Annotated in this window: 22 protein-coding genes, 2 tRNA genes and 1 rRNA gene; 14 read left to right on the top strand and 11 right to left on the bottom strand. The window is 55.5% G+C overall.

The features are described from left to right. Window positions 1-37: 37 nt before the first annotated feature. From IEV00_RS10515 to rpmH, 11 genes are all read right to left on the bottom strand, one after another. The gene (locus IEV00_RS10515; protein ID WP_188360313.1) at window positions 38-223 is read right to left on the bottom strand and encodes a hypothetical protein; all 186 of its coding nucleotides are present in this window, start codon (window positions 221-223) and stop codon (window positions 38-40) included. 74 nt (window positions 224-297) lie between these two features. Further along, window positions 298-1,347, bottom strand: a complete 1,050-nt coding sequence (adhP, locus tag IEV00_RS10510; RefSeq protein ID WP_188360312.1) for an alcohol dehydrogenase AdhP — start codon at window positions 1,345-1,347, stop codon at window positions 298-300. Between the two features lie 1,945 nt (window positions 1,348-3,292). Then, window positions 3,293-4,519, bottom strand: a complete 1,227-nt coding sequence (locus IEV00_RS10505; protein WP_188360311.1) for a ParB/RepB/Spo0J family partition protein — start codon at window positions 4,517-4,519, stop codon at window positions 3,293-3,295. Between the two features lie 361 nt (window positions 4,520-4,880). Continuing rightward, window positions 4,881-5,726, bottom strand: a complete 846-nt coding sequence (locus tag IEV00_RS10500; RefSeq protein WP_188360361.1) for a ParA family protein — start codon at window positions 5,724-5,726, stop codon at window positions 4,881-4,883. Window positions 5,727-6,375: 649 nt separating this feature from the next. Beyond that, on the bottom strand, window positions 6,376-7,509 hold the full coding sequence (locus IEV00_RS10495) for an FAD-dependent oxidoreductase (RefSeq protein ID WP_188360310.1): 1,134 nt from the start codon (window positions 7,507-7,509) through the stop codon (window positions 6,376-6,378). 229 nt (window positions 7,510-7,738) lie between these two features. After that, on the bottom strand, window positions 7,739-8,368 hold the full coding sequence (rsmG, locus tag IEV00_RS10490) for a 16S rRNA (guanine(527)-N(7))-methyltransferase RsmG (protein WP_188360360.1): 630 nt from the start codon (window positions 8,366-8,368) through the stop codon (window positions 7,739-7,741). An 18-nt stretch (window positions 8,369-8,386) separates the two neighbouring features. Then, a complete protein-coding gene (locus IEV00_RS10485) occupies window positions 8,387-8,902 on the bottom strand; it encodes a Jag family protein (protein WP_229723196.1) in 516 nt (171 codons plus the stop codon). A gap of 20 nt (window positions 8,903-8,922) precedes the next feature. After that, window positions 8,923-9,897 carry a membrane protein insertase YidC gene (gene yidC / locus IEV00_RS10480; protein ID WP_188360309.1) on the bottom strand — a complete coding sequence of 325 codons (975 nt, stop codon included), beginning with the start codon at window positions 9,895-9,897 and terminating at the stop codon, window positions 8,923-8,925. A 73-nt stretch (window positions 9,898-9,970) separates the two neighbouring features. Then, a complete protein-coding gene (gene yidD, locus IEV00_RS10475) occupies window positions 9,971-10,363 on the bottom strand; it encodes a membrane protein insertion efficiency factor YidD (protein ID WP_188360308.1) in 393 nt (130 codons plus the stop codon). 5 nt (window positions 10,364-10,368) lie between these two features. Then, window positions 10,369-10,779, bottom strand: coding sequence for a ribonuclease P protein component (gene rnpA, locus IEV00_RS10470; protein WP_188360307.1), 411 nt, complete (start codon window positions 10,777-10,779; stop codon window positions 10,369-10,371). Window positions 10,780-10,830: 51 nt separating this feature from the next. Further along, window positions 10,831-10,968 carry a 50S ribosomal protein L34 gene (gene rpmH / locus IEV00_RS10465; protein WP_083091541.1) on the bottom strand — a complete coding sequence of 46 codons (138 nt, stop codon included), beginning with the start codon at window positions 10,966-10,968 and terminating at the stop codon, window positions 10,831-10,833. 519 nt (window positions 10,969-11,487) lie between these two features. Between rpmH and dnaA the strand changes: the two genes are divergently transcribed. From dnaA to IEV00_RS10400, 14 genes are all read left to right on the top strand, one after another. Continuing rightward, a complete protein-coding gene (gene dnaA / locus IEV00_RS10460; protein ID WP_188360306.1) occupies window positions 11,488-13,065 on the top strand; it encodes a chromosomal replication initiator protein DnaA in 1,578 nt (525 codons plus the stop codon). Window positions 13,066-13,508: 443 nt separating this feature from the next. After that, window positions 13,509-14,636, top strand: coding sequence for a DNA polymerase III subunit beta (gene dnaN, locus IEV00_RS10455; protein ID WP_188360305.1), 1,128 nt, complete (start codon window positions 13,509-13,511; stop codon window positions 14,634-14,636). A gap of 20 nt (window positions 14,637-14,656) precedes the next feature. Beyond that, complete coding sequence (gene recF, locus IEV00_RS10450; RefSeq protein ID WP_188360304.1) at window positions 14,657-15,832, top strand: DNA replication/repair protein RecF; 1,176 nt, start codon at window positions 14,657-14,659, stop codon at window positions 15,830-15,832. Beyond that, window positions 15,829-16,437 carry a DciA family protein gene (locus IEV00_RS10445; protein WP_188360303.1) on the top strand — a complete coding sequence of 203 codons (609 nt, stop codon included), beginning with the start codon at window positions 15,829-15,831 and terminating at the stop codon, window positions 16,435-16,437. Before recF ends, IEV00_RS10445 begins: the two co-directional genes overlap by 4 nt. Before the next feature lie 228 nt (window positions 16,438-16,665). Next, window positions 16,666-18,696: a DNA topoisomerase (ATP-hydrolyzing) subunit B gene (gene gyrB, locus IEV00_RS10440; RefSeq protein ID WP_229723195.1), complete on the top strand. Its 2,031-nt coding sequence runs from the start codon at window positions 16,666-16,668 to the stop codon at window positions 18,694-18,696. A 75-nt stretch (window positions 18,697-18,771) separates the two neighbouring features. Beyond that, entirely contained in the window at window positions 18,772-21,468 is a 2,697-nt protein-coding gene (gene gyrA / locus IEV00_RS10435) for a DNA gyrase subunit A (protein WP_188360302.1), read from the top strand. After that, window positions 21,468-21,962 (top strand): DUF3566 domain-containing protein, encoded by a 495-nt coding sequence (locus tag IEV00_RS10430; protein ID WP_188360301.1) that lies wholly within the window; start codon window positions 21,468-21,470, stop codon window positions 21,960-21,962. The genes gyrA and IEV00_RS10430 overlap by 1 nt, the downstream gene beginning before the upstream one ends. Before the next feature lie 126 nt (window positions 21,963-22,088). Continuing rightward, window positions 22,089-22,162: transfer RNA gene (locus IEV00_RS10425), tRNA-Ile, on the top strand. Window positions 22,163-22,184: 22 nt separating this feature from the next. After that, entirely contained in the window at window positions 22,185-22,304 is a 120-nt protein-coding gene (locus IEV00_RS11185; protein ID WP_229723194.1) for a DLW-39 family protein, read from the top strand. Between the two features lie 21 nt (window positions 22,305-22,325). Next, a tRNA-Ala gene (locus IEV00_RS10420) sits at window positions 22,326-22,398 on the top strand. Between the two features lie 3 nt (window positions 22,399-22,401). Beyond that, window positions 22,402-22,518: ribosomal RNA gene (gene rrf / locus IEV00_RS10415) — 5S ribosomal RNA — on the top strand. Window positions 22,519-23,389: 871 nt separating this feature from the next. After that, window positions 23,390-24,610, top strand: a complete 1,221-nt coding sequence (locus tag IEV00_RS10410) for an inorganic phosphate transporter (protein WP_188360300.1) — start codon at window positions 23,390-23,392, stop codon at window positions 24,608-24,610. 3 nt (window positions 24,611-24,613) lie between these two features. Next, complete coding sequence (locus tag IEV00_RS10405) at window positions 24,614-24,910, top strand: hypothetical protein (RefSeq protein WP_229723193.1); 297 nt, start codon at window positions 24,614-24,616, stop codon at window positions 24,908-24,910. A gap of 77 nt (window positions 24,911-24,987) precedes the next feature. Further along, complete coding sequence (locus IEV00_RS10400; protein WP_188360299.1) at window positions 24,988-25,422, top strand: DUF3349 domain-containing protein; 435 nt, start codon at window positions 24,988-24,990, stop codon at window positions 25,420-25,422. The last annotated feature ends 222 nt before the right edge of the window (window positions 25,423-25,644 follow it).

Below are 25,644 nucleotides of genomic sequence, written 5' to 3'. Positions count from 1 at the left end.
CAACGATGTAGCAGCCCAGCCATCGCGATTGCCCAGATTACACGGCAATAGCAAGGAAGAAAGTTCCCAGATTTTCAACCAGAGGAAGTTGATCTGCTCGCCCCAGAGAGGTTGAAGCAACGCCCATCATGCCCAGCAGAAAGACCATGAGATAAAGCCACATGCAGAAGCTCCAGAAGATCACCGCCGTGCTGGATATGAGTTTCTCAGTGGCATCAACCATAGGGCTTATAGAAATAGCGGTGGTTCTGAAATAAATATTTCAGAACCACCGCATTTTTACGCTCGTCTTAGGATTTATTGGCGATAGTCAATTGAAATTCGACCGTCGATAGCACCCCTATGCATGCGCTCAAAGACTTTATTAATATCTTCGAGCCGGGCAGCCTCAACGTTGGGCTTTACCTTGCCCTGTACATAGAAATCTATTGCTTCAGCCATATCCTGCCGGGTTCCTACCAACGAGCCCCGAATGGTCAAGGAATTGAAAACAATATTGAAAATTGAAGCGGGAAAATCTTGGGGAGGCAAACCGACAAAAACAATGGTTCCTCCGCGACGCGAAACCCCAATTGCCTGTTCAAAAGCCGAGGGATGAACCGCAGTGATAACACTGCCGTGGGCGCCGCCGTCCGTCAGTTCAACCACCTTGGCGATGGGGTCTGACTCATCCTTCATATTCACGGTTACTTCAGCCCCCAACCGGCGAGCCAACTCCAGCTTGTCATCTGCAATATCAACCGCAGCAACTCGCATTCCCATAGCCACAGCATACTGCACCGCAATATGCCCCAGGCCGCCAATACCGGAAATAACAACCCACTGGCCGGGCTTCACTTCGCTATTTTTGAGGGCCTTATAAACGGTCACGCCCGCACACAGAATAGGGGCAATTTCTACGGGGTCAACACCCTTGGGAATACGCGGAGCGTAGCGGGCGTCCACCAGCATGTATTGGCCAAATGAGCCGTTTTGAGTGTAACCACCGTACTGGGATTCCAGGCAGAGAGTTTCGCGGCCCGTCAGGCAAAATTCACACTGACCGCAGGCACTCCATAACCAGGCGTTGCCCAGCATGTCACCAAGCTGAACTCCCGCCAAGTCTCCTTCGCCAAGAGCCACTACTTCTCCCACGCCTTCATGGCCGGGAACAAATGGAGGCTGGGGTTTCACTGGCCAGTCTCCTTCTGAAGCATGCAAATCTGTGTGGCAGACACCCGAGGCAAGCAGCTTCACTAGCACCTGATGCGGGCCAGGTTTGGGAAGGTCTAGTTCTCGCACATTCAACGGTTGCGCAAACTCGTCCACCACTGCGGCGGTAAACTTCTCGGGAAGGGTCGTAGTCATGATCAACCTCTTTCAATATCTGTGTTTCTTGAGATAAGCAGAACTGCTTGTTTAGGTCCAGAATATTGAAGGCTGCGATATTTTATAAGCAGATTCACAATATTAATTAAAGGTTTAAATAACCTTAGAAAAAACCTCATAGTTCATATAAAATAAATTTAAGAACGAGAATTTCTGAGGGTCAATAAGACTTTTACGATTGGGGTAGAAGCGACAGAATCTCGCCTCCATTCAAAATAAGGACGACGTCGCCCTGCTTAGTTCACGACTCTCCGCATACCCTCTCATGTACTTAATTTTGAGAAATCCTACGCAGGTCGCTACTTTTCCTTATTCCTCACCCTCATTTCAAGCAACTCGTAGATACACGTGGCCGTTCCGACCCACAACCTACCCGCACCATCATGACCACCTCATGCTCAGCACTAAAGACTGTCTTTTAGGGTGTGTTTCACGTGAAACAGTCCCTATATCCCCACTCATCACGTGAGATCCACAGCGCGCAATATATGATTTTAACAATGCATATAAGTTGTTTATAAATCTATAATAGCTGACTGAACTCGCTTACTTAGTCAACATTGCACATCGTAATCATCAGATTTTCAGAACGGTCATGCACCCGTTACAGCCCTGCATTAGAGCAGATAGGCTCAGACATGTTTCACGTGAAACGACGGCTCCACGCCCTCCCGTAGCGGTTAAAGCGGAAATTTTCCAAGACCTAAAACGGAATGTCTTGAATCACCACAGGAGTCGAATAGTGACAGAAAGGCAGGCATGCCACTACAGGCAGCAAACGAAACCTTAGACCGACAGTCTCAGAAGGTTACCAATTTTTGGTGTGAATTTTTGCTATAAATAAACTATTTATCTATTTCAATAAATCTCTCATGCAAATTTTCCAAGATTAGAAATAAAATTAGATTCAAATTTATACCACTGGATATTCTGAAATTCAATTCAAACCCGGCGGTAACAAAAGATCACATAGGGAAAAGAATTCCACACTATTGAAAATAAAAACTTACAGGAAAATCATAAATTTAGAAGTTTATTCACGAAATTTCACAAGTCAGCTAAAGAAACAATCGAGTAAGCCAAAGTGGCATTTGAAAAGTTAACTTTAGGGTTAGAATAAAATTTATACACCGGTCATCATAAAGGTGATCAGTGGATTACATCGGTGAGGTAGCAAAAAGGCCACGAATCGCAAACAGCCGGGAATGAACGGAATTGCATGCATGTGTCCCTGAGAAAAGAGACTTGCCGCCCCTGTCTGAAACTCCCATCTTTAAATACGATGTGAAAAGCCAGCCCCTTCTACACTTACCAAGTGAACCAGGCTCTACTAAATAAGATTCAGCCTACGAACCGTTTCCACTAGCACAGAGCACTCAACACTGTCATTTTCAACTACTTCAGTATTACCGCACAGTTGAGCTAAAGCCCTGTCTTATCCAAGATAATTTGCCGAACTCCGAACAACATCGAACCGGCATAAGCCTACTATTTAAAAAGCCTCTTCACGCCACACAAATTTTTAACTCACAGCCGACGCAAGATCTATAACTCATGGTTGGGGGATAGAAGCATCATAAAACCGGAAATTTAAGTAAATTTTAGCTCCGCGGTCCAAAAATTGGCCCCACAGAAGCCTCTCTGAGGGACTTTCAAGCTCATCTGTGGATCATTTATCATCAGGAGTGCCACAAGCCCCTTAGAGAGGCATATAGCGGTTTTTGGGGCTCTCAAGAGGTGAAAAATTACCCTTAAAGCCCTCAGTGACCCTTCTCAGGGCACCTAGCTCACTCAAGAAGACTTCAACCAAACTTCCGAGGCACGAGAAGCCTCACAACACGAGCTGCCGAACCGGCGGCGTCCTTAAACAAAAAACGGGCGAGAACCGCACCTGCGGCACCCACCCGTTTCACGTGAAACCGAGCTATTTTTTCATCTCGGGATCAAGCACCGAGATAATTCGATTGAGGTCCTCCACCGAGGCAAACTCAATGGTCATCTTCCCTTTTCGAGCACCCAACTGTATCTTGACGTTGGTGTCTAGTTTGTCTGCAAAAGCATCGGCAATATAGTCCAAGCGTTCGTGATGCTTCTGCGCCTGGGGAGCCTTCCGCTCCTTCTTATTGGTCTCACCGGAAGCTGCCACCAGCTCCTCCACGGCACGCACAGACAGCCCCTCATTCACGATCTTCTGCGCCAGCTTCTCTACCTCAGCCTGGCTACGAACACCCAGCAGAGCACGCGCATGGCCAGAAGACAGCACGCCAGCAGCCACACGACGCTGCACCAGGGCAGGCAGTTTCAGCAAACGAATGGTGTTCGAAATCTGGGGACGAGACCGACCAATTTTCTGTGCCAACTGCTCCTGGGTAGTGCCAAATTCTTCGAGGAGCTGCTGGTAGGCAGCAGCCTCTTCAATGGGGTTAAGCTGACTACGGTGCAGGTTTTCCAGCAGAGCATCGCGCAACAGATCAACATCTTGAGTTTCGCGCACAATAGCGGGAATAGTATCCAAACCGGCTCGCTGAGTAGCCCGCCAGCGGCGCTCACCCATCACCAGTTCATATTTTTCCTCGCCGCTCTCACGGGTAGGGCGCACAACGATCGGCTGTAGAACACCAATCTCCTTGATGGAGTGTACGAGCTCTTCCATATCCTGCTCGTCAAAGTCAGTGCGCGGCTGCTTACGGTTGGGGTGAATATCTTTAACATTGAGCACCGTAAATTCGGCGCCGGGTACCGGCAGAAGCTTATCTTCCTCGGCTTCAGCTCCCCCGAAGAAGAAATCTGCAGGACGGCGTGCGGCGGTGGTGTTCCGTAAGGCTGCTCCCATATCCGCCCGCTTTTTCCTGGTGCCACCCGTAGTGGTTTTAGCCTGGACCTTCTCTTCCTGGGCAACCTCAATTGGAAGCGTTTCACGTGAAACATTTGCTTGCTGTGTGGATTTCTTTGACACGCTGGACTTTGAAGTGCGCGCTGACTTTTTAGCGACTTCAGAGGGCTTCTCGGTAGCAGTCTTCTGCTTGCTCTGAGATGAACGCCCGCTAGTAGTCGAAGTTTTCTTTGCGTCCTGCGGAGTTTCTTCACCCATTTCTGCATTGGGAATGAGCGCTCCCAGTCCCCTACCTAATCCCCTACGCTTCTCAGCCACTGAATCCTCCATACGTCACCGGCAAAAAATCTTTCTTTTCAAGTGTAGAAGAGAAGATGTGAGGAGGGGTGTCGCATGGTCAATTTTTGGGACTGTTTCACGTGAAACATTTGTCTCATAAGTGAGGTTCCGGGAGCTTCAAACAAGAAAAACCCGGGCGCCATTTTCAAGCAAGGAGCTAGAACTGGCAGGGTCACCTCACCAAGATAACCGCTCAACGAATCAACAAAACGGCGCCCGCGAAACCTTCACGAGCGCCGTCCTTATGAGCATATTGAAAAGGCGGAAATCCACTCCGCAATTGATAATCCTAGCCAGAAATAAGCCTTAAAACTGCCTTATTGAGTTGTTTATTAGGTATCTATCCCCGCTGGGCAATTTCGATAGCAGCATTGAAATAGGCCAGGGAGCCACTCGATGTGGGGTCATAGGAGATCACGGTCTGCTGGTAAGAAGGAGCCTCAGAGATACGAACCGAGCGAGGAATGAGAGTCTTGAGAACCTCCTTGGGGAAGTGCTGACGCACCTCGTCGGCTACCTGAGAGGCCAGATTGGTTCGACCGTCATACATGGTCAGCATGATAGTGGAGATATGCAGCTCGGAGTTCAGATGCTTCTGAATCATCTGGATATTCTTCAGTAGCTGGCTCAGGCCCTCCAGAGCGTAGTACTCACACTGAATCGGAATCAGAACTTCTTGCGCCGCGCAGAAGGCATTGATGGTCAGCAGACCCAGGGAAGGCGGGCAGTCAATAAAAACATAGTCCAGCCGGGGTAGACCCTCCCGCTCCCGATAGGCGGCATAGTCAGCTAGAGCACCCTTGAGTCGGTTTTCACGCGCCACCATAGAAACCAGTTCAATTTCAGCACCGGCAAGGTCAATGTTCGCCGGGGCAAGCAGCAGGTTCTCAACGTCTGGGCAGGGCTTAATAATGTCGGCCAGCGGAAGGTCGTCAATGAGAACATCGTAGGTGCTCTGAATATCGGTGCCGTGCTCTACATTGAGCGCGGTGGAAGCATTACCCTGGGGATCATTATCAATCACCAGAACATTCATGCCCTTACTTGCCAGAGCTGCCGCCAGGTTCACAGCCGTGGAGGTCTTACCTACTCCGCCCTTCTGGTTGGAGATAGTAAAGATACGGGTGCGCTCGGGGCGGTCCAGGGTAATCTGTTCTATTTCTTGAAACTTCTGCTTTTCGCTCATGACTTCTTTCGCGAGCGCACTGTTGGTGTTTCGACCTCGTGCGGTTTTCTCTAGCTTTTCTCGTGTTTCACGTGAAACAGTCTGACCTCGATCCGGTTTGATGTCGGCGGACTGGCCGGGATCTTCGGGCATACCGAAATCGGGAATATTTACGCTTGTTGCCACAGCATCTCCCAGGGTGGATTGGCTCTTCAGATATAGCCTACCGGGTGTTCGATTCCGCTGTGAAAAATTTTTCCTGAGCAACCTATAGATATTGTTTTACGGATTATTATGCAGAAAGAGTCGTGTAATCTCTAAAAGCCATGCAACTGGATCAGAATTTTGTACAGGTTTCCCTCCTCCATACAGAGATAACTCTGTACACAGGAAACAACCCTGTACAAACCCCCTCGAACCCAACCCACCGCCGTCCCGCCACCCCAAAAACAAAGCTGCGGCCCCCGCCAAGAAGCGAGAGCCACAGCCTATCACACACACATTTTTCGAGGTTCCCATGGAACTCAGAGCAAGATTCACATCTTTCTCTCACACACATTAGATTGCTTCGATCGGGTTTTCTCTCCCTCGAACCATCTGTTTAACAGTTAACCGCAGCCACCTCCACGGAGGGTTGAAAAGGCCTGTATAGAAGCTAGGAATCAGCCCCTCATACACCCAGAGGCTCACCCACCGCTTTCTTTACCGCTATTGCTGCTCTGCGGGCAGCGTGGCGGGCTCCCACGGTCGAGGCTGAGGGGCCGTAGCCCACCAGGTGAATTCGGGGGTCAGCCACAGCGGTGGTGGCACCCTGCACGTCACCGGGTACGCGCTCAAGGGCGATTCCGCCCGAAGGGGACTTCAGGTGCAGAGGTGAGAGATGAACCGTAGCGGGGCGGAAGCCGGTGGCCCAAATAATCGCGTCCAAACGCTCAAAACGGCCGTCGGCCCAGCGAGCGCCGTCCGGCTCTAAAGCCTCAAACATATCCAGTCGACGCTCGTAGATTCCCAGTGAAGCCGCATACTGCTCCTGGGGGCGCAAAAACAACCCGGTGGAGCTGACAACCGAGGCGGGTGCCTCTCCGGCTACTGCCCGCTGCTCAACCCAGGTGACTGCGCCCAGGCCGTCTAAATCGCCGTCCCTCCATGCCGGTGGACGGCGCGTGGCCCAGAGCAAGTCCTCAGTCACGTGCGCCAGCTCCCCCAGGAACTGCACCGCTGAGGCTCCGCCGCCGACCACCAGCACCGTCTTGCCGCGGAAGTGCTCGGCTCCCGGGTAGGCCGAGGTGTGGAACTGTTCGCCCAGGAAGGTCTCCATGCCCGGATAGCGGGGCACGAAGGGGCGGGTCCAAGTGCCGGTCGCATTGACGATGTGCCGAGTGCGCAGAACTCCAGCCGAGCTGAGCACGCGCAGGTAGGGAGCGTCGTCCTCCACCCGCCTTACCGTCACCGGCCGAATAACCGGTAGCTCATAGTCGCGCTCGTACTCGGCAAAGTAGGCAGGGATAATCTGGTTCGAACGCTCCTGCGACCTCTCAGGGGCTACCGAGCCGGGCAGATCCGCCACGCCGTGCACGTCGTTCATGGTCAGCGAGTCCCAGCGGTGTTGCCAGGCCCCGCCGGGAATGGGGTTGGAGTCGAGCACAACGAAGTCCAGGTTGCGCCGCTTCAGCTCGTAGGCAGCAGCCAGGCCCGACTGTCCGGCCCCAATGACGACGGCGTCGAAGAGGTGGTCTGCCCGTTCGGCGATCCATTGCTCCGGCTGGGTCTGCGGTGGCCTTGGTATCTTCTGCTCGGCACCCATAGCGCATTCCTTTCAAAATCAAGTAATCTCTTTGGAATTGTAACGCTGCGAGCGCAGATTTTATGCCCGGGGTCGGTTTCGGTACACATTGAGCGCGCCAGTACACATCTACACATGTACTGGCGCGCTCAATGTGTACCGAACGAGCCACACGAAAGGCCCGGGACCCTTTCAGAGAGTTCCCGGGCCTGTTCTACCTCAAGAGGTGACCGCAACCAGCGGCGTCGTCCTAGAGCTTCACCTGCACCACGGTGGTGGGCTCCTCTAGAAGGTCAGCACCGGCGGTGAGAATATCAACCTCGCGAGCGCCGTATTTGTTGAGCTTCTTCCGAGCCTTGGTGATTTCCTCGGCAGCAGAGCGACCCTTCAGAGCCAGAAGCTCGCCGGTACCGCGCAGAATGGGCATGGTGATATCCAGCAGACCCACCAGGGCAGAGACCGCGCGGGCAGTCACGTAGTCAGCCTCTACTTCACCGACCACCTGCTCAGCGCGAGCGCGCAGCACGGTGACGTTCTCCAGACCCAGGTCTTCAATCACCTCGTTGAGCCAAATAACGCGGCGCTCTAGGGGCTCTACCAGAGTCAGGGAGAGGTCGGGGCGGGCAATAGCCAGGCAGAGGCCCGGAAGACCCGCTCCAGAGCCTACATCCACCACTGAGGCACCCTCTGAGATGAACTCTTCAACCACCGCGCAGTTGAGCACGTGGCGGGTCCAGAGGCGGGGTACCTCGCGCGGGCCAATCAGCCCGCGCTCAATACCGGTGGTTGCCAGGTGCTCAACGTAGCGCTGGGCGGTCTCTAGGCGCTCGCCAAATACCTGGTCTGCGGCGGCAAATTCTGCGCCGTCAAGGGTGGGCAGCTGTGTATCAGTCACGGTTTAGTCCTCGGGTAGGGAGATGACGATGTGGCGGGTTGCCCCCTCGCCCTCTGATTCACTAAAGAGGCCGTTTTCAGCCACCAGATCGTGCACCAGCTTGCGCTCGTAGGCGCCCAGGGGCTCCATATGATAGTCCTCGCCGGTTTCCTTTACCTGGGCAATAGCAGACTCTGCCAGAGCAGCCAGGCGCTTGATGCGGTCTGCCCGGTAGTCTGCAATGTCCAGAATCAGGCGGGAGCGATTGCCGGTAGCAGCCAGCACCGACAGGCGTACCAGCTCCTGCAGGGCATCGAGAACCTCGCCCCGCTCCCCCACCAGGGCCTGGAGCTCTTCGCTCACTTCGCCGTCCGTAATCACCGAAAGGTAGGTGCGGCCGTTGCGAATTTCAATATCGATATCACCGTCAATATCTGCAATATCGAGCAGTTCCTCGAGGTAGTCGGCGGCGATGTCGCCTTCTTCCTCCAGGTAGCTGAGGTCTTTGTCTGCCTCAGTGAATTCGGTTGTCTCAGACACGAGTCGATCTCCTGATGGTTCTATTTTTTCTTCTGCTGGTTGCGCTGGCGCTTCTTGCTCACGGGCTGCTGGCGCTGGCCTCGGGCGGCACGCTCACGGGCCTCTGCCAGTTCAGCCTCGTGCTGTTCCTTGGTCTTGCCCACGGGAGGCAGGCCCTTGGCGGCACGACGTTCGTTGAGCTCGCGCTCTGCTTGAGAACCGGGAGTGGGGTTGTTCTTGATAACCCAGTACTGCTGGCCCACAGACCAGAAGTTAGAGATGGTCCAGTAAATCAGCACACCGATGGGGAAGTTAATGCCGGAGACCAAGAAGATGATGGGGAAGATGTAGATCATCATCTGTTGCTGGCGGTACATGGGTGACTGCTTGGCGGCCTCAGACATGTTCTTGGCGCCCAGCTGCTTCTGGGAGTAGAACATGGAGGCAGACATGAGAACCACCAGAATTGCCGCCACAATGATGGTCAGCATGTGATTGCCGCCGCCAGGGTTGGTCATAGACGAGAAGAGGGGTACCTGACCGAAGATGTAAGCATTGTCGAACTGCCTAATCAAATCGGGGGTCAGCACCAGAATTCCCTCGCCGCGGTCTGCGGCAGTGGGAACGCCGTTGAGCACCTGGAAGAGGCCGAAGAAAATGGGCATCTGTACCAGAATGGGCAGGCAGGAAGACAACGGGTTAGCGCCGGTCTTCTTGTAGAGCGCCATCTGCTCCTGCGCCATGGCCTGGCGGGAGAGCTGGTCGGTCTTACCCTTGTACTTCTTCTGCAGCTTTGCCATCTCCGGCTGCAGTTCCTGCATGCCGCGCATGGACTTAATCTGCTTAACGAAGAGCGGGATGGTGAGCGTACGCATCACCAGGGTCAGACCAACAATGGCTAGAATCCAAGTCAGACCCGAGGCCGGGTCCATGCCCAGCGCGGTGAAAACAGTGTGGAAAACCCAGAGAATCGCCGAAACGATCCATTTAAAGGGCCAGAGGATGATGTCGAACATCTATGTCTCCTTGGCTCAGTACGAGCGCGTTGTGGGATTTCGCGCGCTGTTCACTCAACGGCACGTCGAGTTGTTAGAGAACAGTGTGCGGATGATTCAAAAGAATAATTTTGGGTTGCTGCCCGGGCGCAAAAGTGCGTTTGCCGGGCGGTACTTGGTCTATACCGCCGGCTGCCCAGGGGTGGCAACGCAGAAGACGGCGCACGGTGAGCGAGAGCCCGCGCACGGCGCCGTGGGTGGTAAAGGCCTCCAGCGCGTAGGCTGAACAGCTGGGAAAATACCGGCAGACGTTCCCGTAGAGCGGGGAAACAATTGCTCGGTAAACCTTCATGAGGGCAATGAGCAGGTTCTGGGGTAAAGTCCAGACTGCTTCGCCCAGGTTGGTGGGGCGCAAGAACTCGTGGGGGGCAGAGTCCAGCACGTCTTCGGCGGGTGCGGTGTGCTGGTGATCGGAGTGTGCGCCCATGGGGTTTACGACTCCTCTCGCGGGGTCTTGCGGGCAGCGTCGGGGCTTTCTGCTACTGCCGGGGTTTGGTGTTGCTTAGCTAGTTTAGCAAGCGCGGCGCTGTGGGCGGCACGAAAGTCGGCTGAGAGTTCGCGCCAGGTAGCCTTGGACGACGCCGGTAGGGCGCGCACCACCAGCCAGATTCCGTTGGGGGTGGTTACTACAGTCTCTGCTGCGAGTTCGCGTAGGCGCCGTTTTGTTTTATTGCGGACGACGGCGTTACCCACGGCCTTGGAGACGATAAAGCCTGCCAGGGTGGGGCTGTTTTCTTTTTTGACCGCATATAGAACTAAGTTCCGACGCCCTGAACGGACGCCGGAACGTGTAGTCTCTGAGAATTGGACTTTAGTCCGCATCCGGTGCTGTTGAGCCAGCACGTGTTCTCCTTTCGAATCGGCTAGACAGCCGAGGAGTCAAGGAGTCTTAGGTTATGCCGACAGGCTTGCGCGGCCCTTGGAACGGCGGTTGGCGAGAATCGCACGACCGGCGCGGGTGCGCATACGAAGACGGAAGCCGTGCTTCTTGGCACGACGGCGGTTATTCGGCTGGAAAGTCCGCTTGCTCATTTAGTCACTCCAAAACGTTTGGTATGGGGCGCAACCCTTCACCAATGTTTAGAAACAGGTTGACGCTTTATCTTGTAAATCTGAGCGCGCCTCACGGCGTTCTCCACATCGCGTTCCGTAGCGAAGAGGGTACATTTGGCGCACACATACGACTTCAAAACTCTATGTGTTTAAAGGGGTTTGGTCAAGCCAGATTGCGCTAGGTCTTTAATCACAGGCTGTGCAGGGCGCCTGCCCACAGGTGTGGAAAATTGCTTCCTTCTCCACTTTTCTCCTTCTTTATCCACAGCTCCACCTCACCTCGCCACCCACAGGTGAGAAAAAAGATGAAATTACAAGAAATTCAAGATTGCCGAGCGAGTTGCCCCAGCAAACTCCACACCAATCCACCGCGATTCCCACCTTTAAATCACAAGTTTTCCACCTTATGGATAAACCCTGTGGATAAATTGGTGATAAGAGATTTTTTGTGGTTTAGAATTTTAAGCCTGCACACCCCTACCCCACCCGAGGAGCATCATGAGCCCGTCTCTACCCGAAGAAGTACAGGTTCGCTGGAACCACATGGTGCATCTGCTGCGCAATAAGGTCAGCACCCGCTGGGGTGGCTTTGTCTCTCTTGCGCAGCCCCAGGCCCACATGGGGAATGTGCTTTTGATTGCTGTGCCCAATGAGTACACCCGCGAAGTTTTTCAGACCACCATTAATGCTGAGCTCAAAGAAGCGCTGGCTGCGGCCTTTGGTGAGGGTACTTCTGAGGCAATCGTGATTGATACCAGCCTTGAGGCGACCCCTAAAAACAGTGCACCTGCCCCGGAATCGGTAGATTCCCCTGTTGCTACCCCCGCCGATCCCGCCGAAACTGCCTCAGATCATTCCATGCCCTCGGTACACGACCTCGAAGCAGAGTTGGGCCAGTCAAGCCCCGAGTTCGCCACAGCTCCCCAGCTGGCTCCCGAAGAGGTTCCCGGTACCGAGAGCATCCCAGCCGAGGCAAACGCCCCAGCCGAAGCGGCGTCGTCCTCCATCGCAGAACCCACCTCCCTCTGGGAGTCTTCAGCGCGCCTGAACCCCAAGTACACCTTCGATACCTTTGTGATCGGCCAGTCCAACCGTTTTGCCCACGCTACCGCCTTCGCGGTGTCTGAAACTCCCGCCAGCGCATATAACCCGCTGTTCATATATGGCGGTTCGGGTCTGGGTAAAACCCACCTGTTGCACGCCATCGGCCACTACGCCAAGCACATGTACCCCGAGTTGCGCGTGCGCTACGTGAACTCTGAAGAGTTCACCAACGACTTCATTAACTCGATCCGCGACGATGAGGGCTCATCTTTTAAGCAGATCTACCGCAATGTAGACATGCTGCTCATCGACGACATTCAGTTCCTGGCGGGGAAGGAGCGCACCCAGGAGGAGTTCTTCCATACCTTCAACGCGCTGCACAACCACCAGAAGCAGATCGTGATTACCTCGGACATGCCGCCCAAGATGCTCACCGGTTTTGCCGACCGTATGCGCTCGCGCTTTGAGATGGGCCTGATGACCGATATTCAGCCCCCGGAGCTGGAGACCCGCATCGCGATTCTGCGTAAGAAGGCCCAAAACGAGTCTCTCGATGTTCCCGATGACGTGATGGAGTACATCGCTTCCAATATCACCACCAATATCCGCGAGCTAGAGGGGGCGCTCATTCGTGTGACAGCCTTTGCCTCGCTGAATAAGCAGAAGGTAGACCGCGCGCTGGCGGAGCTGGTGCTCAAGGATTTGATTACGGACGACGGCGCCAGCGAGATTACCGCCTCGCAAATTCTGGCGGCAACCTCTGCTTACTATGACGTTTCTATTGAGGATCTACGGTCCAAGTCCCGTAACCGTACCCTGACCACCGCCCGCCAGATTGCCATGTATCTGCTGCGGGAGATGACCAACATGTCTCTGCCCCGGATAGGACAGGAACTGGGCGGGCGCGACCACACCACGGTGATGCACGCAGATCGGAAGATTCGCAATCAGATGGCGGAGAAGCACCAGATTTATACGCAGGTAACCGAGCTGACCAACAAGATTAAGCAGGAGCAGCGCAACCAGAAGTAGTTGCGCAGGTCTCTTAAAGGGCTGTGGATAACCTGTGCGGTGGGCGGTCTTAACATGTGGATATTAAGTGCATATTTATACGATTGATGTGGACTTTAGATTTTGCATAAATATTCATCCACTTAAGGGCCACAGGATTCTTGTTATTTATGCACACTCTATCAACAATCAAAATCCTTGCAAACAGCGGGATGCAGGCGGTTTTCCATAGTATCCACACGTGTTATTAACACTACGACACTTAAGAGAAAAAGAAACCAAATAACAAAAATCCTGAACCTCGTGCGCCCGGTTCTGTCGCTAATCCCTGTAATTACAAATTTTTGCCCACTTCTACGACTGAGAAGCCTGAGACTCTGTAATTACAAAAGTCTCTGCCCACCGCTTATCCGGTAGACTAAAAACCTGAATCATCCCTACCCGTTTTCTCTAGAGGAGTCTCGGTGAAATTCACTATTGATCGCGAAGCCCTAACAGATGCAGTTGGTTGGACTGCACGATCACTCTCACCGCGCCCCCCGGTACCGGTTCTCTCCGGTCTGCTCATCACCGCAGAAAACGGTTTGGTTACAATTGCCAGCTTTGACTACGAGACCTCAGCCAAACTTGAGGTAGAAGCTGACATCGCTGAAGAGGGCACCACCCTGGTTTCAGGCCGTCTGTTGGCAGAAATTTGTCGCTCCCTGCCTCGGGTAGCTGAAGTAGAGGTAGAGACCAGCGATTCTAAGCTCCACCTTGCCTGCGGCAGCGCCAACTTTAACCTGGCAACTATGCCGGTGGCCGACTACCCAGAACTTCCCGGTCTTCCGGCTGTCTCCGGTACCGTTGAGGGCTCTGAGTTCTCCCGCGCTGTTAGCCAGGTAGCCGTGGCAGCTTCTAAGGACGACACCCTGCCCATTCTGACCGGTGTACGTATGGAAATCGAGGCAGATACCATTACCTTGCTCGCCACCGACCGCTACCGCCTGGCTATGCGCGAACTCAAGTGGTCGCCGTCCTCTGCTGACATCTCCACCGCAGCTCTGGTCAAGGCAAAGACCATGACCGAGGTAGCTAAGACTCTGGGTAACGCGGGTGAGCTATCAATTGCCCTCTCTGACTCGCACGAGCTAATTGGTTTTGAGTCCGGTAAGCGCCGCACCACCAGCCTGCTGGTCGACGGTGAGTACCCAAAGATTCGCGCCCTCTTTCCCGAGAACACCCCGATTCACGCTGTAGTCCGCACCGCAGACCTGCTGGAAGCGGTGCGACGCGTCTCCCTGGTGGCCGAGCGTAATACTCCGGTGCGTCTGGCTTTCAGCCAGGGCCAGGTAACCCTAGACGCCGGTACCGGCGAAGACGCGCAGGCATCAGAAACCCTGCAGGCCCACCTGGAGGGTGAAGACATTACCGTTGCCTTCAACCCCGTCTACCTCTCCGAGGGCCTCAACACCTTTGGCACCGATTTCGTCCGTTTCTCCTTCACCACTCCGCCCAAGCCTGCTGTGCTTTCGGGCCAGGCTGAACCCCTGGGCGAGGACTCGCAGGAGTACCGCTACCTACTCATGCCGGTACGCCTGCCTAACCAGTAAGGGAATCCCGAGAGGCCCGCGTGTATATCGATCACGTTTCGTTGATGGATTTTCGCACTTACCCGCTGCTGAATCTTCCGCTCAAACCCGGGGCAACCGTGTTCTTGGGCGCCAACGGGGTGGGCAAAACCAACATTGTTGAAGCCATCGACTACACCGCTAACCTTGGGTCCCACCGGGTGAGCAACGATACTCCGCTAGTGCGGGTGGGGGCCGCGCGCGCTTTTATTCGCACCCGGGTGGTGCGCAACGAACAGCAGACCGTGTGTGAGTTTGAGCTGGCACCGGGAAAAAGCAACCGGGTTCGGATTAACCGGGCGGCCCCGGTGCGTGCTCGCGAGGCGCTGGGTATTGTTTCGACCGTGCTGTTTTCCCCTGAGGATTTGCAACTGGTCAAGGGCGAGCCCGCCTACCGCAGGCGATTTATTGACGATTTGGCGGTGGCGCTCAGACCTGCTGTTGCCGCCTACCGGGCGGACTATGAGAGGATTTTGCGCCAGCGGAACTCCCTGCTGAAATCTATGCGCTCGGGGTGCTGGGGGGAAGACGAACGCACCACCCTCTCTGTCTGGAATGAACAGCTGGCAACGGCCGGTGCCCACCTTTTGCAGGCCCGACTGCGGGTTCTGGCTCTTGCTCTGCCCCAGATCCAGCGGGCCTATACGGAACTCACCGACGGTTCTAAGGCCGTGACGCTCACCTATGAATCGGCGATTTTCCCCGATATTTCCTCAGCGGTGCTCCCCAAGGCTGCGCTGATGTCGGTGGAGGATTTTAGGGCCGCCCTTCTACGGGGCTTCGACGAAAAACGGTCTGAAGAGATTGACCGCGGACTAACCCTGGTGGGCCCCCATCGCGATGAGCTGGTGCTGGAATTAGGCGGTATTCCCGCCCGGGGCTTTGCCTCCCACGGGGAGACCTGGTCTCTGGCCCTGGCTCTGCGGCTGGGCTCCTGGTACGTGCACCGGGAAGACGACGACTCCCCCGGTGCTTCACCCATTTTGATTCTGGACGACGTTTTTGCCGAGCTGGACTCCGCGCGGCGGCATAAGCTCGGGGCTATTGTGGCGGGTGCTGAACAGGTTCTGGTGACCTGCGCGGTCGCAACTGATATTCCCGAGGAGCTGGGAGACTACTCTCTCATCAACGTTTCACCAGGCCAGGCCGTATATAATTCTGAGGGAATATTCTCATGAATGAATACGATGACCCCTATAAGTACGAAGATGTAGTGGATGCCCCCGCCTCCCTGCTCAATCGGCTGCGGGTCGCCGCTGCGCAGCGCGGCGAGGGACGCCTCACCGGGCGCGCTGCTCAAAAGATTCTTAGAGATTTCGGCTCGGTGATGACCGCCGAACCCGGAGCGAAGAAGACCCGCCGTTTCCGTGATGAAGCCTACGACCCGCGCGTCCTGGGTGGATACAGTAGCGCCGGTAGGTCGACGCGCGACCCCAAGCCGCTGGGAGAGCTACTGAATTCGATGATCGCCAGTCGAGGCTGGAAAGAGCCTGTGGCGGTTTCCTCGGTGCTGGCGCGCTGGGATCAGCTCATGGGGTCGAACCTTGCCCAGCACGCCCACCCCGAGGGGTATCAGGACTCCACGGTAACTATCCGCTGCGACAGTACCGCTTGGGCCACCCAGGTCAAGCTGATGCGCGGAGAGATTCTTGCCATGTTTGAGCGGGAGCTGGGGCAGGGCGTCGTGACCAAGTTGGTAATCCGAGGTCCCCACGCCCCCAGCTGGAAGCGCGGAAGGTTTGTGGCACCGGGTGGGCGGGGCCCCCGAGATACCTACGGGTAAAAATCTTCTCTAAAAACACGTGGCACTAGAGATGGGGGAACCCCCTAAGAAGCACCCTCAAGCCGGTAAAACCCCGGTCAGTGGCTGTATAAGACTAGATAGCTCGCTTTATTCCTCTCTCAGAAGACCAAAAAACCTCAATTTACAAGCCCTATTCCGGTAGAATTAGGGTAAATGCGTCGTGCGCTCGGCGAGCGCACTAAAACTTATATGAGGAGCCTAAGACCTTTGGCAACTGAAGAAAAACCTCACGAATACGGTGCATCTGACATTACAGTCCTTGAGGGGCTGGAAGCTGTTCGTAAGCGCCCCGGTATGTACATCGGTTCTACCAACGAGCGCGGCCTGCACCACCTGGTCTACGAGGTCGTCGATAACTCGGTAGATGAAGCCCTGGCGGGCTACGCCGATCATATTGAAGTGACTATTCTTGCCGACGGCGCGGTGCGGGTCAGCGATAACGGTCGAGGTATTCCCGTTGACGAGCACCCCACCGAGGGTAAGCCCACCGTTGAGGTAGTCATGACCATTCTGCACGCCGGAGGTAAGTTTGGTGGCGGTGGCTACGCTGTCTCCGGCGGTCTGCACGGTGTGGGTATCTCCGTGGTGAACGCGCTCTCTACCCGAGTGGAGACCCAGGTGCGGCGCCAGGGCTACGAGTGGAACATTTCCTTCGCTAACGGTGGTGTGACCCAGCAGGAGCTCACCCGCGGCGCTGAGACCGAGGCAACCGGTACCACCCAGACCTTCTGGCCTGATCCCAGCATCTTTGAGACCGTGGAGTTCGACTTTGAGACTCTGCGCGCTCGCTTTCAGCAGATGGCCTTCCTCAACAAGGGGCTAACCATCTCTCTCACCGATGAGCGTGAGCAGCACGAGGGCGATGAGGTTGCGGGAGCTGAAGAAGAGTACAAGCGCCCTAAGCTCAACCAGATTGGCGCTACCGAGGCCGGCTTTAAGACCGTGACCTACATGTACGAAAACGGCCTGCTGGACTACGTGAACTTCCTCAACACCTCTAAGAAACTGGATGTGGTGAACGAAGACATCATTGCTTTTGAGGCTGAAGACACCGAGCGGGTAATGAGTCTTGAAGTGGCGATGCAGTGGACTTCTGCTTACAAGGAGTCGGTGCACACCTATGCCAACACCATCAACACCCACGAGGGTGGTACCCATGAAGAGGGCTTCCGCAGTGCGCTGACCTCCCTGATTAACCGCTATGCTCGCGAGAATAAGATTCTGCGCGATAAGGACGACAACCTCACCGGTGAGGACGTACGCGAGGGCCTCACCGCCGTCATTTCGGTGAAGATTTCTGAGCCCCAGTTTGAGGGGCAGACCAAGACCAAGCTGGGCAACTCCGAAGCCAAGGCCTTTGTGCAGCGCGAGATGAGCGACCACCTGGGTGACTGGTTTGAGCGGAACCCCCAGCTGGCTAAGGAAATTATCCGCCGGGCGATAACCGCAGCCCAGGCGCGTGTGGCGGCTCGTAAGGCCCGAGAGACCACCCGTCGTAAGGGTCTGCTGGAAACCGGTTCCATGCCCGGTAAGCTCAAGGACTGCTCCTCCAAGGATCCCTCGATCTCAGAGATTTACCTGGTGGAGGGTGACTCGGCGGGTGGCTCTGCGGTGCAGGGTCGTGACCCCAAGACCCAGGCAATTCTTCCCCTGCGCGGTAAGGTGCTGAACGTTGAGCGTGCCCGTCTGGATCGGGCGCTCTCCAACGCTGAGATTCAGTCTCTGATTACCGCCTTCGGTGCCGGCATTGGCGATGACTTTGATATCGAGAAGGCTCGTTACCACAAGGTGGTGCTGATGGCGGATGCGGACGTCGATGGTCAGCACATCACCACCCTGCTGCTCACCCTGCTCTTCCGCTTTATGCGCCCGCTGATTGAGGCCGGCTACGTTTACCTGGCGCAGCCCCCGCTCTATCGCCTCAAGTGGTCTAATGCTCCCCACGATTACGTCTACACCGACGCCGAGCGTGACGAGGTGCTGGCGCGCGGTCTGGCTAACGGCCAGCGCATTCCCAAGGACAACGGTATTCAGCGCTACAAGGGTCTGGGCGAGATGGACTACTCGGAGCTGTGGGATACCACTATGGATCCCGAGAAGCGCACCCTGCTTCAGGTGACCATGGACGACGCTGCGGCGGCTGACCAGGTGTTTACGGTTCTGATGGGTGAAGATGTTGAATCCCGCCGCGAGTTTATTCAGCAGAACGCTAAGGATATTCGATTCCTTGATATCTAGGGCTAAAACCCTAATCACTCAAGCGTTATATGGCGCTCAAGGAATATAAATCAAGGAAGAGGAAGAGAATTCATAATGAGCGATGAAAACCAAAACGAACCGGTTGAGGGCGAGGTTCTAGGCAGCGCCCTCGAAGGTGCGGTAGGCCCCCACGGCCGCATTGCCAAGGTAGATTTGCGCGCCGAGATGGAGCGCTCCTACCTGGACTACGCCATGGCCGTGATTATCGGTCGTGCCCTCCCCGACGTGCGCGACGGTCTCAAGCCTGTGCACCGCCGCGTTATCTACGCGATGTATGACGGCGGCTACCGCCCCGAGCGCTCCTTCAACAAGTGCGCTCGCGTGGTGGGCGAGGTGATGGGCCAGTACCACCCCCATGGCGATTCGGCCATCTACGATACCCTGGTGCGTCTGATTCAGAGCTGGGTGATGCGCTACCCGCTGGCGCTGGGTCAGGGTAACTTTGGCTCCCCCGGTAATGACGGCGCTGCGGCCTCCCGTTACACCGAGACCAAGATGGCTCCGCTGGCCATGGAGATGGTGCGGGACATTCACGAAGACACCGTGGATTTCCAGGACAACTACGACGGTAAGAACCAGGAGCCCACGGTTCTGCCCTCCCGCGTGCCCAACCTGCTGCTCAACGGTTCGGCGGGTATCGCCGTCGGTATGGCAACCAACATTCCCCCGCATAACCTGACCGAGGTTGCCGAGGGCGTGGAGTGGTTCCTTAAGAATCCCGAGGCTAGCAACGAAGAGCTGCTGGAAGCTCTGATGACCCGCATTAAGGGCCCCGACTTCCCCACCGGCGCCACTATTCTGGGGCATAAGGGTATCGAGGATGCCTACCGCACCGGCCGCGGCTCCATCACCATGCGTGCAGTCGTCGAGGTGGAAGAAATCCAGGGTCGCACCTGCCTGGTGGTGACCGAACTCCCCTACCAGGTCAACCCCGATAACCTGGCGATCAAGATTGCTGACCTGGTCAAGGAAGGCAAGATGACCGGCATTGCCGATTTGCGCGATGAAACCTCCGGTCGTACCGGCCAGCGCCTGGTGATTGTGCTTAAACGCGATGCCGTGCCCAAGGTTGTGCTCAACAACCTCTACAAGCACACCCAGCTGCAGGAGAACTTCTCCGCCAATATGCTGGCGATTGTGGACGGCGTGCCCCGCACCCTCTCGCTGGACGCCTTCATTCGCCACTGGGTCAACCACCAGATGGAAGTCATTGTGCGCCGAACCAAGTACCGCCTGCGCCAGGCGGAGGCTGAGGCTCACATTCTGCGCGGCCTGCTCAAGGCACTGGATGCTCTAGACGAGGTTATTGCACTGATCCGCCGCTCCCCCACTGTGGATGAGGCCCGTACCGGCCTGATGGAGCTGCTCGATATTGACGAAGAGCAGGCTCAGGCAATTCTGAATATGCAGCTGCGCCGCCTGGCAGCGCTGGAGCGCCAGAAGATTCAGGACCGCCATGACGAGCTCATGCGCCTGATCGCCGAGTACAACGAGATTATTGCCTCTGAGGATCGTCAGCGTGAGATCATCTCCGAGGAACTGGGCGAAATCGTTGGTCGCTTCGGTGATGAGCGTCGCACCAAGATTCTCATGGGCTTCGACGGCGATATGTCGATGGAAGACCTCATTCCTGAAGAAGAAGTGGTGGTCACCATTACCCGCGGTGGCTATGTGAAGCGCACCAAGAGCGACCAGTACCGCTCCCAGCACCGCGGCGGCAAGGGCATTAAGGGTGCCTCGCTGCGCGGGGACGACGTGGTGGAGCAGTTCTTCGTCACCACTACCCACAACTGGATTCTCTTCTTCACTAACCTGGGTCGTGTCTACCGCACCAAGGCCTACGAGCTCATGGAAGCTGGCCGTGATGCCAAGGGCCAGCACGTTGCCAACCTACTGGCCTTCCAGCCCGAGGAGACCATCGCCAAGGTCATGGAGCTCAAGTCTTACGAAGACGCTCCCTACCTGGTGCTGGCAACCAAGAACGGCCTGGTGAAGAAGTCCAAGCTCTCCGACTACGACACCAACCGCACCGCCGGCGTCATTGCTATTAACCTGCGCGAGGGCGACGAGCTGGTCTCAGCCCGCCTGGCCTCGGCAGAAGACGACCTCATGCTGATTTCCCGCAAGGGCCAGTCTCTGCGCTTCACCGCCACCGACGAGGCACTGCGCCCCATGGGCCGCGCTACCTCCGGTGTGACCGGTATGAAGTTCCGTGAGGACGACGAGCTGCTCTCCATGAACGTGGTCTCTGACGATTCCTACGTTTTTGTGGTGACCGAGGGCGGCTACGCCAAGCGCTCCAAGGTCGATGAATACCGCGTGCAGGGCCGAGGCGGCCTGGGTATCAAGGTCGCTAAGCTCGCCGAGGATCGCGGCGATCTCGTGGGCGGTCTGATTGTAGAAGAGGACGACGAGGTGCTGGTGGTCATGCAGTCCGGCAAGGTGGTGCGCACCGCCGTTGCCGAGGTTCCTGCCAAGGGCCGCGACACCATGGGCGTTATCTTCGCCAAGCCCGGCAAGGGTGACCACATTGTGGGGGTCGCACGAAACCAGGATCGGCAGCTGGAAAAGGACCTCGAAGAGGGGCCCGACGCCGCCGGAGCAGCTCCCGGTGAAACCAACGCGACCCAGGAAAATGCCGGTGAAACCAGCACAGCGGTAGAAAATGAAGTACCGTTAGACAGTGGCCAGCAAAACCAGGAAACCACGCCGGCGGATTCCACTGGTCACACTGCACACGGAGGTAACTAGTGAGTACACCCGCTAATGCGTCTAAGTCAGGCGCACGCCCCAAGACCCGCGCGGCCAAACCTCGCGGTTCGGCTCAGCGTTCCACTACCGGCCGCGGCAATAAGCCCCTGGTGCGCCCCGCGCCCCGTTCTAAGGTACGCCGCGCTCGCCTGGTTGTTGCCAAGGTAGATACCTTTTCCGTTGCGAAGCTGGTTTTCTTGCTTTCCGTGGCGGTGGGCATCGTGTTTGTGGTGACCTCAGTGGTGCTCTGGCTTGCCATGCAGGCAACCGGCGCTTTCCAGGGCATCAACGACATGCTGACCATGCTCGGTACTACCGGCAACCAGATTGACGTTTCAGAGTTCCTGTCGCTGGGTCAGATTGCTCTCTATACCACCATTCTTGCCGTTATTAACGTGGTTCTCTTCACCCTGCTGGGTGCGTTGGCCGCCATGCTCTATAACGTAGCTGCCAAGCTGGTGGGTGGCATTAGCCTGACTCTGACCGACGACTAGGTCGGCGGCAGTAAAAATCCTGCCCTGACAAGCCGAAATAAAATGTGACTGGGAACACCGAGTTTCGATTTGGAAACTTTCGGCACCTCGTGTAAAGTTTTATTTCGTGCTCGAGAGGGCAGGTAAGGGCGTATAGCTCAGACGGTTAGAGCGCTACACTGATAATGTAGAGGTCCCAGGTTCAATTCCTGGTACGCCCACTTCCTTACTTCAGGAGTTGAAATGAAGAAAGTTGCAGTATTCCTGCTCGCAGGTATCGCAAGCTTCATTGCGGCTCGGCAGGTTAAGGAAAGCCAAGAAAATAAAACTTCTTGGAATGAATCAACTGATTCAATCGCATAACTCAATAGAGTTCAACACCGCGGGGGTGTGGCGCAATTGGTAGCGCATCTGCTTTGCAAGCAGAGGGTTAGGGGTTCGAGTCCCCTCACCTCCACGTTTCGGTGATTATATCAAGAGGGAAACGCCCGGCTCCATCCCGAACCCGGAAGCTAAGCCTCTTCGAGCCGATGGTACTGCACTGGGGACGGTGTGGGAGAGTAGGTTGTCGCCGAGCTATTTTTGAGTGAGAGACCCGTTTCGGAAGAGGCGGGTCTCTTTTTTGTCGAGTCACTTTTTGTACAGGTTTCTCGGGTTATAGGCAGAAGAGTGTGTCCCGCCCCGGGCTTCGCTTATACCTTTGGCACTTCAGTGGGAATCTGCTAACAACAAAGTTGCAGTTTTGGTTCTTAAAACCTCTGAATAAGAACCAAAACTGCAACTTTTGGGTTATGGGGCCACTCTGTAGAAAAGAGTGGCCCCTAGCATGCTGGGCGGCTTTCAAGAATTGGCTAGTGCGCCGAGTTGCCGCTTCGTTACCGGCGATGTGTCGTTGAAGCGGCGATTCAATGAGACAGGGCGGTCGTATAGGCTGCCAGGATCGTCGAAAGGCCAATTTATGACCGTTTTTCTCCGATTTTCGGTATAAAAGTGGCCTTTCGAGGAAGCTCGGTAGGTAAAGTACAAGTTTCTTCTTGTCTGGCTGGCGTAGGTACACCTGTGTTCCCTGGGTACATGTCTAGTTGTGTACCCAGGGAGTACAGGTGTACTTTTGGCCTTTTAGCCATGTGGGTTTGTCCCTGTGATAAGCCTCTTATCCCCATTAAAATGAACTTAAGGTTAACGGCTTTGTAACCCCCGGTAGACAATGTTGGTTTTGCCTTAGGAGGAGTAAAAACCCACACTAAGCCACATGGTTGGCAAAATTTTTACCTGCAACCTAAATTCCGGAGAAAAAGCCGAAGAAACGCGAATCATTCGCTCCAGCGCCGTCCTTAAAAAGAAAACCACATGTGGGTTTTGCTGTGGGTTTACATACTAGACACACAAAGTTTGCTCAAACCTTGAGTAGTTTTCATCTGCCCGTGGTAAGCGGATAATCAATACACGTGACTACTGAACTCATCATTCTGATTATCGTGGTGCTGACAGCCCTGGCATTCGACTTTACGAATGGCTTTCACGACACCGCGAACGCAATGGCTACCTCCATTGCCACTAAAGCTTTGAAACCCAGAACCGCGGTAGCGCTCTCCGCAGTTCTGAACCTGGTTGGTGCTTTCCTCTCTGTAGAGGTGGCTAAAACCGTTGGTACAGGCATTGTAAATCTGGACGCCGCTGACGGTAGCTCGGGTCTGATGCTCATCGTCTTTACGGGCTTGGTTGGCGCGATTCTGTGGAACGTGCTGACCTGGCTTCTGGGCCTGCCCTCCAGCTCCTCCCACGCGCTCTTTGGCGGCCTGATTGGTGCAACCATGGCATCGCTGGGTACCTCAGGCGTGCTGTGGTCTGGCGTTCTCTCCAAGGTTGTGGTGCCGGCACTGTTTGCGCCCATTATCGCCGGTATCGTGGCAACCGTGGGTACCTGGCTGGTCTACCGCATTTCCCAGCCCGTTTCTGACTCGAAGAAGACCAGCGGCTTCCGCTACGGTCAGGTGGCAACCGCTTCGCTGGTTTCCCTGGCGCACGGCACCAACGATGCGCAGAAGACCATGGGCGTTGTTTTTCTCGCCCTGGTGGCTGCTAACGAGATTGATCCGGCCGCAGACATTCCCTTCTGGGTACGCCTAACCTGTGCTCTGGCCATCGCTCTCGGTACCTACCTGGGTGGCTGGCGCATTATTCGCACCCTGGGTAAGGGCCTGGTTGAGATTGACTCTCCCCAGGGTATGGCGGCTGAGGGCTCCTCGGCAGCGATTATTCTGACCTCCTCCCACTTCGGTATGGCACTCTCCACCACCCACACCGCAACCGGCTCTATTCTCGGATCGGGCATCGGTCGCAAGGGTGCAGAAGTGCGCTGGGGTGTGATGGGCCGTATGGTTATCGCCTGGCTGATTACCCTGCCAGCATCGGGTGCTGTAGGTGCTGTTACCTGGTTTATTGGCCATTACATCAACCAGGTCACCGGCAGCGAATGGCTGGGCGAGCTGATCGTCTTCCTCATTCTGATTAGCTTCTGCACCTGGATGTTCCTGCACTCCCGCAAGGAACCTATCGACCCCTCCAATGTGAACGACGACTGGCACGGCGAGCCCGCGCAGGGCTCCGCGCAAACCGCAGCGGCGTCGTCCTCAAACTCAGTAGCCTCGCAGAAAGCCAAGGTGTAAGCGGTGAGCTTCGCAGATATTTTTGACAAGATTATTCCGGTTCTCATGGCCGGGCTGGTGTTCGGCGCGGGCCTGCCCGCCCTCTACGCCCTGGGTATGCGCCTGCTCTCCGGGGAGACCGAGTACACCGCCGACGGGCGCTTGATTGAGGTTTCTCCCGCGCACGGGGCCGCTAGGGCGGTCGCCTACGTAATCTTCGCCTTTATTGTGCTGATGATTATCTTCGGCATCCTGTGGATTGCCAAGGACTTCATCTATCACTCCACCGGCTTCAACCTCTTCGGTTTGGCGGGCGAGTAAGTCATCTATGACGGCGGGGGGAGGCGCTTCTCCGTTGAAGGCGGCTAAAATGGGCATTAGGTCACAAAGGAGGTCTAATGCCTAACAAAAATATAGTTTCTCGAGTAATCGACTGGTTGGGTGCGGGATATCCAGAGGATATTCCGGTGCAGGACCGTTCCGCGGTAATGGCAATTCTGCGCCGCCGCCTGACCGATGAACAGCTTGAAGAGGTGATTCGTCGACTCATGGCTTCCCGTGCCGCCCGCGGTGAAGAATACGTGAGCGACCAGCGAATCAACGAGTACATTCGCAAAGTGGTTGACGATGTACCGCAGCCTCAGGAAATCGACCGGGTAGCGCGCATCTTGGGTGCGCACGGCCTGCTGATTTCCAAGACCCACTTTTCTCGGGAAGATGGAATCTCTGACGAGGACGAGCGGGGCTTTGTGCGGTACGAAGATCCGAGCGAGGAGGAGCTGCAAACAGCCCAGTCTATTGCCGCTTCTCTAGAGACTGATACAACCTCATAGTTTTCACCTGCATGGTTTACTACTGAATTATGTAGGGCGAGAGACCTCTCGGTTCTGAGAGGTGTACCTGCTTTCAGTAGTCCAAAATTTGTGGGTACACGAAGGAGGCATCTCGGGCGCGAGATGCCTCCTTTTTATTGGCTATTACGGTCAGTTTGATGTGGTGCGGTTCATTCATTTTCAGTTTGCATTCTTTTAAAACGCTGTTGTAGACTGGTTAAG

The organism is Rothia aerolata (assembly GCF_014635585.1).
Lineage (GTDB): Bacteria > Actinomycetota > Actinomycetes > Actinomycetales > Micrococcaceae > Rothia > Rothia aerolata.
Note: the sequence above shows the minus strand (reverse complement) of the source record. Positions and strands in the feature narration are given on the sequence as shown.

Excerpts from the sequence above, each read along its gene's own strand:
- IEV00_RS10515 (WP_188360313.1), bottom strand. The coding sequence starts at position 223 with ATGGTTGATGCCACTGAGAAACTCATATCCAGCACGGCGGTGATCTTC.
- adhP (WP_188360312.1), bottom strand. The coding sequence starts at position 1,347 with ATGACTACGACCCTTCCCGAGAAGTTTACCGCCGCAGTGGTGGACGAG.
- IEV00_RS10500 (WP_188360361.1), bottom strand. The coding sequence starts at position 5,726 with ATGAGCGAAAAGCAGAAGTTTCAAGAAATAGAACAGATTACCCTGGAC.
- IEV00_RS10495 (WP_188360310.1), bottom strand. The coding sequence starts at position 7,509 with ATGGGTGCCGAGCAGAAGATACCAAGGCCACCGCAGACCCAGCCGGAG.
- yidC (WP_188360309.1), bottom strand. The coding sequence starts at position 9,897 with ATGTTCGACATCATCCTCTGGCCCTTTAAATGGATCGTTTCGGCGATT.
- yidD (WP_188360308.1), bottom strand. The coding sequence starts at position 10,363 with ATGGGCGCACACTCCGATCACCAGCACACCGCACCCGCCGAAGACGTG.
- rpmH (WP_083091541.1), bottom strand. The coding sequence starts at position 10,968 with ATGAGCAAGCGGACTTTCCAGCCGAATAACCGCCGTCGTGCCAAGAAG.
- dnaA (WP_188360306.1), top strand. The coding sequence starts at position 11,488 with ATGAGCCCGTCTCTACCCGAAGAAGTACAGGTTCGCTGGAACCACATG.
- IEV00_RS10445 (WP_188360303.1), top strand. The coding sequence starts at position 15,829 with ATGAATGAATACGATGACCCCTATAAGTACGAAGATGTAGTGGATGCC.
- gyrA (WP_188360302.1), top strand. The coding sequence starts at position 18,772 with ATGAGCGATGAAAACCAAAACGAACCGGTTGAGGGCGAGGTTCTAGGC.
- IEV00_RS11185 (WP_229723194.1), top strand. The coding sequence starts at position 22,185 with ATGAAGAAAGTTGCAGTATTCCTGCTCGCAGGTATCGCAAGCTTCATT.
- IEV00_RS10400 (WP_188360299.1), top strand. The coding sequence starts at position 24,988 with ATGCCTAACAAAAATATAGTTTCTCGAGTAATCGACTGGTTGGGTGCG.